We start from the raw sequence: 12,764 nt of genomic DNA, 5'->3' as shown, positions 1-12,764 counted from the left end.
GCTTAACCCTCTTTCGCTGGCGTCGGTGCCGACTGGCCGCTGTCTTTCAACGCCTTGGTGACTTCCGGCGGCATGTATTTCTCGTCGTGCTTGGCCAGCACTTCATCGGCCACCACCACGCCATCGGCATTGAGCTTGCCCAGGGCGACAATGCCCTGCCCTTCGCGGAACAGGTCCGGGAGGATGCCGCGGTAGGTGATGGTCACCGACTTGTTGAAGTCGGTGACCACGAATTTCACGTCCAGGGAATCGGCGGAACGCTGCAGCGAACCGGCCTGGACCATGCCTCCGGCGCGAATCCGCGTGTCCAGCGGCGCTTCGCCATTGGCGATCTGGGTCGGGGTGTAGAACAGGTTGATGTTTTCCTTCAGCGCGCTGAGGGCCAGGCCGACGGCAATGCCGACGCCCACCAGGATCGCCAGGATGATCAAAAGACGCTTTTTACGCAGCGGATTCACTTACCGTTCTCCCGGCGCAGACGACGCGCCTCCTGTTGCAGATAACGCTTGCGGGCCAGGATCGGCTCCGCCACGTTGATGGCCAGGACCGCCAGGCAGATGCCATAGGCCGACCAGACATACAGGCCGTGATGGCCCATGGCGAGAAAGTCGCTGAAGGATGCAAAGCTCATCGAACGGTCTCCAGGCAACCTTGTACTTCGGCCTTGACCCAACTGGCCCGGGCTTCGCGCTTGAGCACTTCCAGGCGCATGCGCAGCAACAGCACGGCGCCGAAGAAGCAATAGAAGCCCAAGGCGGTGAGCAGCAGCGGCAGCCACATTTCCACCGGCATCGCCGGTTTCTCCGTGAGGGTGAAGGTGGCGCCCTGGTGCAGGGTGTTCCACCACTCCACCGAGTACTTGATGATCGGGATGTTCACCACGCCCACGATGGCCAATACCGCACAGGCCTTGGCGGCGCTGTCACGATTGCTGATAGCGTTGCCCAGGGCAATCAGACCGAAGTACAGAAACAGCAGGATCAACATCGACGTAAGTCGTGCATCCCAGACCCACCACGAGCCCCAGGTCGGCTTGCCCCAGATGGCCCCGGTCACCAGCGCCACGGCGGTCATCCAGGCGCCGATCGGCGCCGCGCATTGCAGCGCCACGTCCGCCAGCTTCATCTTCCATACCAGGCCAACCACGCCGCAGACCGCCAGCATCACGTAGCAGGACTGCGCCAGCATCGCCGCCGGGACATGAATATAGATGATGCGAAAGCTGTTGCCCTGCTGGTAGTCCGGCGGCGCGAAGGCCAGGCCCCAGACCACGCCGACAGCGATCAGCAACACCGCGGCGATGCTGAGCCAGGGCAGCATTCTGCCGCTGATGCCATAGAACCATTTAGGCGAGCCGAGCTTATGAAACCAAGTCCAGTTCATTCACTGTTTCCATCACGGGTGCTTTTCGTGGTCGAAAAGCCTGGGTCTTTTCTTGAACAGAAGTGATCAAAAAATGATCAGACCTCATTATTATTCGCCGACGCTGATCTTCAGGCCAGCCGCTATTGCAAAGGGTGTCAAGGTTACTGCCAGGGCGGTCAGGCTCCCAAGCCACAGCAGGTAACCGGTAGCCGGCATGCCCTGCAATGCCGCCTGCAGGGCGCCACTGCCGAGAATCAAAACCGGGATGTACAACGGCAGGATCAACAGCGCCAGCAACAGGCCGCCACGCTTGAGCCCCACCGTCAACGCCGCACCCACCGCGCCCAGCAGGCTGAGCACCGGGGTGCCCAGCAACAAGGACATCAGCAGCACCGGCAGACAGGCGGCAGGCAGCCCGAGCATCACCGCCAACAAGGGCGCGAGCAAGACCAGTGCCAATCCGGAGAACACCCAGTGTGCCAGCACCTTGGCCAGAACCAGAAGAGCCAGGGGGTGCGACGAAAGGACCCACTGCTCAAGGGATCCGTCCTCGAAATCACTGCGAAAAAGCCCGTCCAGCGAGAGCAGGACGGACAATAGGGCCGCTACCCAGACCAGCCCCGGAGACAAGGTTTGCAACAATTGTGTCTCAGGTCCCACGGCCAACGGGAACAGTGCGACAACGATTGCGAAAAATACCAGGGGGTTGGCCAGTTCCGCCGGACGCCGACACAACAGGCGCGCTTCACGGGCCACCAACAGGGCAAAGACACTCATGCGGCCCACCGTCCCAGGTCGATATCGCGGTAACCCGAAGGCATGCGGCTCAGGCTGTGGTGGGTGGTCAGGACCACCATGCCACCCCGCTCGCAATGGCCGGCCAGGTGTTCTTCAAGCTGGGCCACACCCTGCTTATCGAGCGCGGTGAAGGGTTCATCGAGGATCCACAGCGGCGGGCTGTCCAGGTACAGGCGCGCCAATGCCACGCGGCGCTGCTGGCCGGCGGACAGGGTATGGCAAGGCACGTCCTCGAAACCACGCAGGCCGACGGCGGCCAGGGCCTGCCAGATCGCCTCGCGCTGGGCGGGCTGGTGCAGGGCACAAAGCCAGCTGAGGTTTTCCTCGGCGGTCAACAGGTCCTTGATCCCGGCGGCGTGGCCGATCCACAACAGGTTGCGCGCCAGTTCGGCGCGCTGGGCGTGCAAGGGCTGGCCATTGAGCAGGACCTGACCGCCGGTGGGTTGCATCAACCCGGCCAGCAGTCGCAACAGGCTGGTCTTGCCGCTGCCGTTGGGGCCGCTGATCTGCACCATGTCTCCGCCTGTCAGACGCAACTCGAGGTGTTCAAACAACATTCGCCAATCGCGCTCACAGGCGAGTGCTACGGCTTCGAGAAGAGGGCTGGTCAAGGGATAGGGGGCCTTTACGGGTTCAAGTCGGCAATGGAGCGGCCGTTAAAGAGATGCAGGATAAATGCATTGGCGGCCTGTTCTAGAGAGCTGCGTCAAACATTTGCAATGTTTTCACCACTCCCCCAAAGACGGGCGGCATTATACATGCGAAGCCCTACTCTCAAGAGGGCTAATTTCCACAGGTTGTGTCCGAATGACAGGCGAAATGAACATCCTGCCGCTGCCCCAGGCGCCCGCTTCCGGCACCTCGCGCCCTCAGCCGATCAGTGGCGAACTGCTCAAGCTGGTGCCACCGCTGGAGGGTTTGATTGCCGCCGGCCAGAGCGCCAAGGCCGAAGTCCTTTCGCTCAAGCAGACCGACCAGACATTCCAGCTGCTGCTCAAGGTCACCCTGGACAACGGCCGGCAAACCACCTTGCAGGCCACCAGCAACCAGCCCTTGCCCCAGGGCACCAGCCTGGCGGTCACCCAACCCTCGGCTGGCAACCTGGCGATCACCGTGCAGCAAGCCATCGCTTCCAGTGTCGCCGCCCTGACCCGCCTGGACACCAGCCAACTGCCCCCGGGCACCCTGCTGCAGGGCAAGGTGCTGACCAGCCAGATGCTGCCCCAGGGCGCCAGCCAACCACTGGTCTACCGTTCGCTGGTGAGCCTGCTCAACACCGCGCAAAGTGGCGCCACCCTGAGCATCGACAGCCCACAGCCGCTGCGCATCGGCAGCCTGCTGAGCGCACAGGTCAGCGATGCACAAACCCTTAACTTCGTGCCCTTGAGCAGCCGCCAGGAACAACTGGCGATTGCCGCTCAACTGGCCAGCCAGCAAAGCCGCCAGGGTTCGCTGAGCGGCTTGATCAACGCCTTGCAGAACCTGCCCGCCGACAGTGCCCCCTCCAGCCTTTCCGCCGACCTGCGCGCCGCCGTCGAGCGCCTGCTGGCCGGCCTGCCCGACGTGCAACAGTTGAGCAGCCCGCGCGGCGTGGCCCAAGCCTTGCTGGGCAGCGGCCTGTTCCTGGAGGCCCGGTTGCTGGCTGGGGCCAATCCGGGGCAGGTGCCGGACATGAAGGCCGACCTGCTACGGCTGATCGCTCAGCTGACCCCGAACCTGCCCTCCTCCACCCAATTCAACGCGATCCTGGCCGCCAACACCCTGGCCCAATCGCTGCCGAGTTTCGTGCGCAGCGCCCTGGGCACCCTCGGCCAGGTCAGCGCCAAGGCCTCGCCCACTGGCTTTCCGCTGCCCGAGCGGCTGCTGCAGAGCCTGGAAGGCGAAGGTGACCTGGAACAATTGCTGCGCCTGGCCGCGGCGGCCGTGTCGCGCTTGCAGAGCCATCAATTGTCGAGCCTGGAACAAAGCGGCCTGACCGATGACGGCCGGCTGCTCAGCACCTGGCAGCTGGAAATTCCCATGCGCAACCTGCAGGACATCGTGCCCTTGCAGGTCAAGCTGCAACGGGAAGAGGCGCCGGAACCGGAGCCGCAGCAGAAACGCGAAGAACGCGAACCCAAGCAGGCCTTGTGGCGGGTCGACCTGGCCTTCGACCTGGAACCCCTGGGGCCGCTGCAGGTCCAGGCGCAACTGATCCAGGGCCGGCTATCCAGCCAGCTCTGGGCCGAACGCCCCTATACGGCGAGCCTGATTGAAAGCCACCTGGGCAGCCTGCGCGAACGCCTGCTGGCCTCGGGGCTGAATGTCGGCGACCTGGATTGCCATCTCGGTATCCCGCCCCGGGGCCCGCAAACCCGATTGGAACAACGCTGGGTCGACGAAACCGCATGAAGCACACTCCGCCACCACGCCAGGCCATCGCGCTGAAATACGATGGCCAGCAAGCCCCGACCCTCACCGCCAAGGGCGATGACGAACTGGCCGAAGCCATCCTCAAGATCGCCCGCGACTATGAAGTGCCCATCTACGAGAATGCCGAGTTGGTGAAGCTGCTGGCGCGACTGGAGCTGGGCGAGAGCATTCCGCCGGAGCTGTACCGCACCATCGCCGAGATCATTGCCTTCGCCTGGAACCTCAAGGGCAAGTTCCCGGTGGGGCATGATCCGCAACAGGCGGAAGGGGAGAAGGATGTCACAGAGGGCAGCTACAAGCTGTAAGCCGCAAGCTTCAAGCGGGAAACTTGCGGCTTGCGGCTGATGTTCAGCCTTTGTGCAGCTTGCTGACCAGTTCCGCTTCGGCCTGGGTCAGGCCACAGGACTGGGTCAGTTCGTCGACGCTGGCGCCCATGCCCACCAGGCGCGCAGCCTGGGCGAAGGACAGGCTGGAGGGGTCGCGCTGTTCCAGCTGGGCCAGCTTGTCCGGCAATGGCGCCACCACCGCCCGCAGCTCATGCAGATCCTCGCCCATGCGCACGGTACCGTTCTGGTAATGGTCAACGCGCTTGGCCAGCTCCTTGATCCGCTGGTCACGCAAGGCATCGCCCTCAGCCTGCTGGGCGGCAATCTGCCGCTGGTTGCGGGTGTAGGACAGGAACAGCGCCAAAGTGGCGACCCAGAGGATCGCCAGGACAATTACCGCTACCTCGAGGATCAATCAGATACTCTCCAGTTCCGACCATTCCTCTTCGCTCATCATCTTGTCCAGCTCAACCAGAATCAGCAGTTCGCCGTTCTTGTTGCACACGCCCTGGATGAACTTGGCCGACTCTTCGTTGCCGACGTTCGGCGCGGTCTCGACTTCCGACTGACGCAGGTAAACCACTTCGGCGACGCTGTCGACCATGATCCCGACCACTTGCTTGTCGGCCTCGATGATGACGATGCGGGTGTTGTCGTTGACTTCGGTCGGCACCAGGCCAAAACGCTGGCGGGTGTCGATCACGGTCACCACGTTGCCGCGCAGGTTGATGATCCCTAGCACGTAGCTGGGTGCGCCCGGCACCGGAGCGATCTCGGTGTAGCGCAGCACTTCCTGGACGCGCATCACGTTGATGCCGTAGGACTCGTTATCCAGCTTGAAGGTGACCCATTGCAGGATCGGATCTTCGGAACCCTGTGCAGACGACGACTTATTCATACCCTGACCCCTCAAATAACCGTTGGAAACGGCGTGTGTTCTGTGTGGCGACGCCCGACGGACGCCGCCTGTTGTTGGTTTACTTCGGCTTGTGGGCCGCTTGACTGATAGCCATCTGCTTGGCACCGCCGGTGGCGATCAACTCCGCCAGTTCGGAGACATCAAGCAAGGCACACATATGCTCGATCACGGTACCGGCCAGCCAAGGCCGTTGGCCACGGTGGCTGCGCCACTTGATTTCATTGGGGTCCAGGCGCAACGAGCGGCTGACCTGATGCACCGCCAGCCCCCACTCATAGCCCTGAACCGAGATGACGTACTGCAGGCCCTGCCGGAAATCATCGCGGTAGCGATCAGGCATGACCCAACGCGCGGTATCCAGGACCTTCAGGTTGCCGGCCTGGCTCGGCAAGATGCCGAGGAACCACTCCGGCTGGCCGAACAGCGGCGTCAGTTCCTGCCCGGCCAGGGAATAGATCGACCCCAGGCACACCAGCGGCACCGCCAGGGTCAGGCCCGCAACATCGAACAACAGACACTCGAACGGCTCCGCCGCCCAGCTCGGCCGATCACTGCCAGCGACCGGAGGTGGCGGATTGCTCGGTGGCAAATGCACTTCCACCACGGGCGGCACCAGGGCCTGGAGCATCGGCACCACGGGCGAAAGCGTGCTTGGCATGGGCGCGGGCGCTTCCAATACCGGCGCCACCACTGGCGCAGGTGCGGCAACCGCGGGCGCCGCGTGCTGCTGGAGCTGGGCGTCACGCGCCTGTTCTTCCAGAACGGCGGCCTGGAACTCATCCAGCACTTCGCCGGACGCTTCGACGACCACAGGTGGGGCCACCGGAACGGGTGGCGGCGCCAACTCCTCGTCGGTGGCGTCCTGCAGCAACGCGTCCAGATACGACTGCAGCGCCAACTGCGGCCGGCTCTTTACATCCAGAGGACGGTTCATGAGGATGCCCACGCTAAAACCCCGACACAGTGACCTGTAGGGGTTATCGGCCGGGCTGCCTGGCGACTTGAATAACGCTTCACGTCAAGCCACCTGTGCCACGAGTTGTTGGGCCAGCAGGTGCTTGAGCAAGGCCTTGTAGGCCAGTACCCCGCGACTCTTGCCGTCAAACTGCGAAGGCGTGACCCCGGCCCGGCTGGCGTCGCGCAAACGGGTATCCACCGGAATGTAGCCTTGCCAGATTTCCTCGGGGAACTTGTCCCGCAGGACCCGCAGGGTACCCAGGGAAGCCTGGGTCCGGCGGTCGAACAGGGTTGGCACGATGGTGAACGGCAAAGGTTGCTTGCGCGAGCGATTGACCATGGCCAGGGTGTTGACCATGCGTTCCAGGCCCTTGACCGCCAGGTGTTCGGTCTGCACCGGAATCACCAGCTGCTGGCTGGCCGCCAGGGCGTTGACCATCAGCACCCCGAGCAGCGGCGGGCTGTCGATCACCGCGTAGTCGAAATCCTGCCACAGCTGCGCCAGGCTCTTGGCGATCACCAGGCCCAGGCCGCTCTGCCCCGGCGACTGGCGCTCGAGGGTGGCCAGCGCGGTGCTCGACGGCAACAGGGAAATACGTTCATGGCTGGTGCCCAGCAACAGCTGGCCCGGCAGGTCCTGGGGCACGTTGCCCTTGTGCAGGAACAGGTCGTAGCTGCTGTGCTCCAGGGTGTCCGGGTCATAACCGAAGTAGCTGGTCATGGAACCGTGGGGGTCGAGGTCGACCACGACCACGCGCTTGCCCGCCTCGGCCAGCAACCCGGCTAAAGCGATGGAACTGGTGGTCTTACCGACACCACCCTTTTGATTGGCAACTGCCCAGACTCTCATTCGGTTTGTTCCTCCCGCCCGGCCACAGCGGGGCGAGACATAGCGCTAAGTTATAAAGCAGGTGACGGAGAATTGACGGCGCTTCCCTGTACCGGCGTTTTGACCGGGGTTGGTGCAGTTTGTGTGCCAGCACGCTTGAGCGCCGCATCCGGCTTCGCATTGGCGGTTCCGGTACCGGTCAGGCTGCGACGCACATCCAGGTTGCGCGACACCACCAGCACCACCCGGCGATTGCGTGCCCGCCCTTCGGCGGTGGCATTGTTGGCCACCGGCTGGAACTCACCGTAGCCCACCGAAGCCATGCGTGCCGGGTTGACCCCCTGCATTGCCAGCATGCGCACGATGCTCGCCGAGCGGGCCGAGGACAGCTCCCAGTTGGTCGGGTACTGCGCCGTCTGGATCGGCTGGTTATCGGTGAACCCCTCGACATGGATCGGGTTGTCGAACGGTTTGAGGATCTTCGCCACCTTGTCGATGATGGTGAACGCCTGATCGCTGGGCATGGCATCGCCACTGCCGAACAACAGGCTGGAGTTGAGTTCGATCTCCACCCACAGCTCATTGCCGCGCACGGTCATCTGATTGGAGCTGATCAGGTCGCCAAAGGCCGCGCTGATGTCATCGGCGATGCTCTTCAACGGGTCGCTGCCACCGGAGATACCGGCATCGGTCTGATCGCTGTCCTTGACCAGCGGCTTGGCCGGGGTCACGGTCTTGGGCCGCTCATCGCCAATCGGAATCGGCTTGAGGCTGCGATCGGAGTCGGTAAAGACCCCGATCAAGGCTTCGGAAATGACCTTGTACTTGCCCTCGTTGATCGAGGAAATCGAGTACATGACCACAAAAAACGCGAACAGCAAGGTGATGAAGTCGGCGTAGGAAACCAACCAGCGCTCATGGTTGACGTGTTCTTCTTGCTGGCGACGACGGGCCATAATCAGTCCATGAAGCCTTGCAGCTTCAGCTCGATGGAGCGGGGGTTTTCGCCTTCGGCAATCGACAGGATGCCTTCAAGGAGCATTTCCCGGTAACGCGACTGGCGCAGGGCAATGGATTTCAGCTTGGCGGCGATCGGCAGCAGCACCAGGTTGGCACTGGCCACGCCGTAGATGGTGGCGACGAAGGCCACGGCGATGCCGCTGCCCAGCTGGGAGGGATCGGCCAGGTTGCCCATCACGTGGATCAAGCCCATCACCGCACCAATGATGCCGATGGTCGGGGCGTAGCCGCCCATGCTCTCGAAGACCTTGGCGGCCTCGATATCACGGCTTTCCTGGGTGTAGAAATCCACTTCGAGGATGCTGCGGATGGCTTCCGGCTCGGCGCCGTCCACCAACAGTTGCAGGCCTTTGCGCGAATAGGTGTCCGGCTCGGCGTCCGCCACGCCTTCCAGGCCCAGCAGGCCCTCCTTGCGCGCGGTCAGGCTCCAGTTGACCACCCGATCGATGCCGCCCGGCAGATCGACCCGAGGCGGAAACAGGATCCACACCAGGATCTGCATGGCTCGCTTGAACGCGCTCAACGGTGACTGCAGCAAGGCCGCGCCGATGGTCCCGCCGAGCACGATCAGCGCGGCCGGACCATTGGCCAGAGCCGACAGGTGACCACCTTCCAGGTAATTGCCGCCAATGATGGCGACAAACGCCATGATGATCCCGATTAGGCTGAGCACATCCATCAGAGACAGGCCTCGACCAGGTGCCGGCCAATGTCGTCCAGGCTGTACACCGCATCCGCCAGGTTGGCTTTGACGATGGCCATGGGCATGCCATAGATCACGCAGCTGGCTTCATCCTGGGCCCAGACCGCGCTGCCGCCCTGCTTGAGCAGGCGCGCACCTTCACGACCGTCGGCACCCATGCCGGTGAGAACCACCGCCAGAACTTTGTCGTTGTAGGACTTGGCCGCAGAACCAAAGGTGATATCCACGCATGGCTTGTAGTTCAGGCGCTCGTCGCCGGGAAGAATCTTCACCGCGCCACGACCGTCGATCATCATCTGCTTGCCGCCAGGCGCCAGCAGCGCCAGGCCCGGACGCAGGATGTCACCGTCCTCGGCTTCCTTGACGCTGATCCGGCAGAGCTTGTCCAGGCGCTCGGCGAAGGCCTTGGTAAACGCCGCCGGCATGTGCTGGATCAGCACGATAGGGGCCGGGAAGTTGGCCGGCAGCTGGGTCAGGACCCGCTGCAGTGCCACCGGACCGCCAGTGGACGTACCAATCGCCACCAGCTTGTAGGCCTTGCGCTTGGGCGCTGGCGAATTCGCGCTGGCAGCCGGTGCCGCAGCCCGGGCCGGAGCTGGCGCTGGCGCCGGGCGACTGCCACCAAAGCTCGACGGCGCCGGCGCCGGAGCAGCCGGTTGTGGCGCCGGGGCGCTGTAGCTGCTGAAACGCCGATTACTGCGCGAGATGCTGTGGACTTTCTCGCACAGCAGTTGCTTGACCTTCTCGGGGTTGCGCGAGATGTCTTCGAAATTCTTCGGCAGGAAATCCACCGCCCCGGCATCCAGCGCATCGAGGGTCACTCGGGCGCCTTCGTGGGTCAGGGAAGAGAACATCAGGACCGGCGTCGGGCAGCGCTGCATGATGTGCCGCACTGCGGTGATGCCATCCATCATCGGCATCTCGTAGTCCATGGTGATCACGTCCGGCTTGAGCGCCAGAGCCTGATCGATCGCCTCTTTACCGTTGGTCGCCGTACCGACGACCTGGATATTCGAATCCGCTGAAAGAATTTCCGAGACGCGGCGGCGGAAAAAACCCGAATCGTCCACCACCAGGACTTTGACTGCCATAAACACTCCGTTAGGTGGGGCGAGGCCAACCGCCCCTCCCCGCCGAATCAAATACGCCGTGCGGCGTAACGCTTGAGCATGCTCGGAACATCGAGGATCAGAGCGATGCGGCCGTCACCGGTAATGGTGGCGCCGGACATGCCCGGGGTTCCCTGAAGCATTTTGCCCAAGGGCTTGATGACCACTTCTTCCTGGCCCACCAGTTGATCGACGACAAAGCCGATCCGCTGGGTGCCCACCGAAAGGATCACTACGTGGCCCTCGCGCTGCTCTTCATGAGCGGCGGAACTGACCAGCCAGCGTTTGAGGTAGAACAGGGGCAACGCCTTGTCGCGCACGATCACCACTTCCTGGCCGTCCACCACATTGGTGCGCGACAGGTCGAGGTGGAAGATCTCGTTGACGTTGACCAGCGGGAAGGCGAAGGCCTGGTTGCCGAGCATGACCATCAGGGTCGGCATGATCGCCAGGGTCAACGGCACCTTGATGACGATCTTCGAGCCCTGGCCCTTGGTCGAGTAGATGTTGATCGAACCATTGAGCTGGGAAATCTTGGTCTTCACCACGTCCATGCCCACGCCACGGCCGGAGACGTCGGAAATCTCGGTCTTGGTGGAGAAACCCGGGGCGAAGATCAGGTTGTAGCACTCGGTATCGCTGAGGCGGTCGGCGGCATCCTTGTCCATCACGCCGCGCTTGACGGCGATGGCGCGCAACACGTTAGGGTCCATACCCTTGCCGTCATCGGAGATCGACAGCAGGATGTGGTCGCCTTCCTGTTCCGCCGCCAGAACCACCTTGCCGCCACGGGACTTGCCCGAGGCTTCACGTTCTTCCGGCGATTCGACACCGTGGTCCACCGCGTTGCGCACCAAGTGCACCAGCGGGTCGGCCAGGGCCTCTACCAGGTTCTTGTCGAGGTCGGTTTCTTCCCCCACCAGCTCCAGGTTGATCTCTTTCTTGAGCTGCCGGGCCAGGTCGCGAACCAGGCGCGGGAAGCGCCCGAAGACCTTCTTGATCGGCTGCATGCGGGTCTTCATCACCGCGGTCTGCAGGTCGGCCGTTACCACGTCAAGGTTGGACACCGCCTTGGACATGGCTTCGTCGCCACTGTTCAGCCCCAGGCGCACCAGGCGGTTACGCACCAGCACCAGTTCGCCGACCATGTTCATGATTTCGTCCAGGCGCGCGGTATCGACCCGCACCGTGGTTTCCGCTTCGCTGGCCGGCTTTTCTGCCGGTGCCGCAGCCGCCGCGCGTGCCGGAGCCGCAGCAGCAGGAGCGGCTGGAGCAGCGGCAGCCTTAGGCGCCTCGGCCTTGGGCTCGGGCTTCTTCGCTGCCGGTTTGGCGACGGCTGCAGCGGCCGCCGCAGCCGGGGCCGGGGCCGCAGTCACCGCGGCAGGCTGGGCCGTACCTGGGGTTTCGGAAAACTTGCCCTTGCCGTGCAACTCATCCAGCAGGGATTCGAATTCGTGATCCGTGATCAGGTCGCTGCCGGCGGCCGCGGCCGTCGGGGCTGGCGTCGCGGGGCTCGCGGCCACCGCCGATTCCAGTGCGTCCACGGCAAAGTTGCCCTTGCCATGCAACTGGTCCAGCAGGGCTTCGAATTCGTCGTCGGTAATTTCGTCGCCACTGGCAGCGGTGCCTGTGGCGGTACTGGCGGCGGCCGGTGCTACGGCATCCGGGGCAAACTGGCCCTTGCCGTGCAACTGGTCCAGCAGGGATTCGAACTCGGCATCGGTGATTTCATCGCTGGCCGGCTCGCCCTGGGCCACTGGTGCGGCGGCAGGCGCGGTCTCGGCTTCAGCCTTGGCGGCGTTCAGCGAGTCGAGCAGCAGCTCGAATTCGTTATCGGTGATATCCCCTGCCGGGCTTTCATCAGCCACAACCTCGGCAACCGGCTCGACCACTTCTTCCACCGCAGGTGCTGCGGGCTCGGCACCGGCAGGCTCGGCCAGGCGCGCCAAGGCGGCCAGCAGTTCCGGGGTCGCGGCAGTGATTTCGGTGCGCTCACGGACCTGGCCGAACATGCCGTTCACCGCGTCCAGAGCCTCAAGCACCACGTCCATCAGTTCCGAGTCGACCCGCCGCTCACCCTTGCGCAGGATGTCGAAGACGTTCTCGGCGATGTGGCAGCACTCCACCAGCTCATTGAGCTGGAGGAAGCCGGCGCCCCCTTTAACAGTGTGAAAACCGCGAAAAATTGCATTGAGCAGGTCCGCATCATCCGGTCGGCTTTCCAGCTCGACCAGTTGTTCGGACAGTTGCTCTAGAATCTCGCCGGCCTCAACCAGGAAATCCTGAAGGATCTCTTCATCGGCGCCGAAGCTCATTAATGGGTGCT

15 protein-coding genes are annotated in these 12,764 nt (G+C 63.4%); 2 read left to right on the top strand and 13 right to left on the bottom strand.

Annotated elements, in window-relative coordinates; genetic code table 11:
• Positions 1 to 2: 2 nt before the first annotated feature.
• The 5 genes from ccmE to ccmA form a co-directional block, all read right to left on the bottom strand.
• Positions 3 to 458 carry a cytochrome c maturation protein CcmE gene (gene ccmE / locus LXM55_RS15530; protein ID WP_011060019.1) on the bottom strand — a complete coding sequence of 152 codons (456 nt, stop codon included), beginning with the start codon at positions 456 to 458 and terminating at the stop codon, positions 3 to 5.
• On the bottom strand, positions 455 to 631 hold the full coding sequence (ccmD, locus tag LXM55_RS15525; protein WP_016965418.1) for a heme exporter protein CcmD: 177 nt from the start codon (positions 629 to 631) through the stop codon (positions 455 to 457). The genes ccmE and ccmD overlap by 4 nt, the downstream gene beginning before the upstream one ends.
• The gene (locus LXM55_RS15520; protein WP_233321196.1) at positions 628 to 1,383 is read right to left on the bottom strand and encodes a heme ABC transporter permease; all 756 of its coding nucleotides are present in this window, start codon (positions 1,381 to 1,383) and stop codon (positions 628 to 630) included. Before LXM55_RS15520 ends, ccmD begins: the two co-directional genes overlap by 4 nt.
• Positions 1,384 to 1,473: 90 nt before the next feature.
• Complete coding sequence (gene ccmB / locus LXM55_RS15515; protein ID WP_233321194.1) at positions 1,474 to 2,142, bottom strand: heme exporter protein CcmB; 669 nt, start codon at positions 2,140 to 2,142, stop codon at positions 1,474 to 1,476.
• Entirely contained in the window at positions 2,139 to 2,774 is a 636-nt protein-coding gene (gene ccmA, locus LXM55_RS15510; RefSeq protein ID WP_267924423.1) for a cytochrome c biogenesis heme-transporting ATPase CcmA, read from the bottom strand. The genes ccmB and ccmA overlap by 4 nt, the downstream gene beginning before the upstream one ends.
• Positions 2,775 to 2,970: 196 nt before the next feature.
• Between ccmA and fliK the strand changes: the two genes are divergently transcribed.
• Both fliK and LXM55_RS15500 read left to right on the top strand, forming a co-directional pair.
• Positions 2,971 to 4,554: a flagellar hook-length control protein FliK gene (gene fliK / locus LXM55_RS15505; RefSeq protein ID WP_233321190.1), complete on the top strand. Its 1,584-nt coding sequence runs from the start codon at positions 2,971 to 2,973 to the stop codon at positions 4,552 to 4,554.
• Positions 4,551 to 4,880, top strand: coding sequence for an EscU/YscU/HrcU family type III secretion system export apparatus switch protein (locus LXM55_RS15500; protein ID WP_233321189.1), 330 nt, complete (start codon positions 4,551 to 4,553; stop codon positions 4,878 to 4,880). The genes fliK and LXM55_RS15500 overlap by 4 nt, the downstream gene beginning before the upstream one ends.
• 43 nt (positions 4,881 to 4,923) lie before the next feature.
• Here LXM55_RS15500 and LXM55_RS15495 read toward each other — a convergent pair whose 3' ends face one another.
• The 8 genes from LXM55_RS15495 to LXM55_RS15460 form a co-directional block, all read right to left on the bottom strand.
• On the bottom strand, positions 4,924 to 5,316 hold the full coding sequence (locus LXM55_RS15495) for a DUF2802 domain-containing protein (protein WP_233321187.1): 393 nt from the start codon (positions 5,314 to 5,316) through the stop codon (positions 4,924 to 4,926).
• Positions 5,317 to 5,799 carry a chemotaxis protein CheW gene (locus LXM55_RS15490; protein ID WP_011060011.1) on the bottom strand — a complete coding sequence of 161 codons (483 nt, stop codon included), beginning with the start codon at positions 5,797 to 5,799 and terminating at the stop codon, positions 5,317 to 5,319.
• A 79-nt stretch (positions 5,800 to 5,878) separates the two neighbouring features.
• Positions 5,879 to 6,754 carry a CheW domain-containing protein gene (locus LXM55_RS15485; protein ID WP_233321186.1) on the bottom strand — a complete coding sequence of 292 codons (876 nt, stop codon included), beginning with the start codon at positions 6,752 to 6,754 and terminating at the stop codon, positions 5,879 to 5,881.
• Between the two features lie 84 nt (positions 6,755 to 6,838).
• A complete protein-coding gene (locus tag LXM55_RS15480; protein WP_233321185.1) occupies positions 6,839 to 7,627 on the bottom strand; it encodes a ParA family protein in 789 nt (262 codons plus the stop codon).
• 50 nt (positions 7,628 to 7,677) lie between these two features.
• Positions 7,678 to 8,565 (bottom strand): flagellar motor protein MotD, encoded by an 888-nt coding sequence (motD, locus tag LXM55_RS15475; protein ID WP_442799763.1) that lies wholly within the window; start codon positions 8,563 to 8,565, stop codon positions 7,678 to 7,680.
• Positions 8,565 to 9,305: a flagellar motor protein gene (locus LXM55_RS15470; protein WP_016963185.1), complete on the bottom strand. Its 741-nt coding sequence runs from the start codon at positions 9,303 to 9,305 to the stop codon at positions 8,565 to 8,567. Before LXM55_RS15470 ends, motD begins: the two co-directional genes overlap by 1 nt.
• Positions 9,305 to 10,420 carry a protein-glutamate methylesterase/protein-glutamine glutaminase gene (locus LXM55_RS15465; RefSeq protein ID WP_233321183.1) on the bottom strand — a complete coding sequence of 372 codons (1,116 nt, stop codon included), beginning with the start codon at positions 10,418 to 10,420 and terminating at the stop codon, positions 9,305 to 9,307. The genes LXM55_RS15470 and LXM55_RS15465 overlap by 1 nt, the downstream gene beginning before the upstream one ends.
• Before the next feature lie 47 nt (positions 10,421 to 10,467).
• Entirely contained in the window at positions 10,468 to 12,753 is a 2,286-nt protein-coding gene (locus LXM55_RS15460; protein ID WP_233321182.1) for a chemotaxis protein CheA, read from the bottom strand.
• Positions 12,754 to 12,764 lie beyond the last annotated feature (11 nt).

Origin of the sequence: Pseudomonas sp. Au-Pse12 (genome assembly GCF_021341665.1) — a bacterium.
Taxonomy (GTDB): Bacteria; Pseudomonadota; Gammaproteobacteria; order Pseudomonadales; family Pseudomonadaceae; genus Aquipseudomonas.
Note: the sequence above shows the minus strand (reverse complement) of the source record. Positions and strands in the feature narration are given on the sequence as shown.

Coding starts and splice junctions, on each gene's coding strand:
- ccmD (WP_016965418.1), bottom strand. CDS start 631: ATGAGCTTTGCATCCTTCAGCGACTTTCTCGCCATGGGCCATCACGGC.
- LXM55_RS15520 (WP_233321196.1), bottom strand. CDS start 1,383: ATGAACTGGACTTGGTTTCATAAGCTCGGCTCGCCTAAATGGTTCTAT.
- ccmB (WP_233321194.1), bottom strand. CDS start 2,142: ATGAGTGTCTTTGCCCTGTTGGTGGCCCGTGAAGCGCGCCTGTTGTGT.
- fliK (WP_233321190.1), top strand. CDS start 2,971: ATGACAGGCGAAATGAACATCCTGCCGCTGCCCCAGGCGCCCGCTTCC.
- LXM55_RS15500 (WP_233321189.1), top strand. CDS start 4,551: ATGAAGCACACTCCGCCACCACGCCAGGCCATCGCGCTGAAATACGAT.
- LXM55_RS15490 (WP_011060011.1), bottom strand. CDS start 5,799: ATGAATAAGTCGTCGTCTGCACAGGGTTCCGAAGATCCGATCCTGCAA.
- LXM55_RS15485 (WP_233321186.1), bottom strand. CDS start 6,754: ATGAACCGTCCTCTGGATGTAAAGAGCCGGCCGCAGTTGGCGCTGCAG.
- LXM55_RS15480 (WP_233321185.1), bottom strand. CDS start 7,627: ATGAGAGTCTGGGCAGTTGCCAATCAAAAGGGTGGTGTCGGTAAGACC.
- LXM55_RS15470 (WP_016963185.1), bottom strand. CDS start 9,305: ATGGATGTGCTCAGCCTAATCGGGATCATCATGGCGTTTGTCGCCATC.
- LXM55_RS15465 (WP_233321183.1), bottom strand. CDS start 10,420: ATGGCAGTCAAAGTCCTGGTGGTGGACGATTCGGGTTTTTTCCGCCGC.
- LXM55_RS15460 (WP_233321182.1), bottom strand. CDS start 12,753: ATGAGCTTCGGCGCCGATGAAGAGATCCTTCAGGATTTCCTGGTTGAG.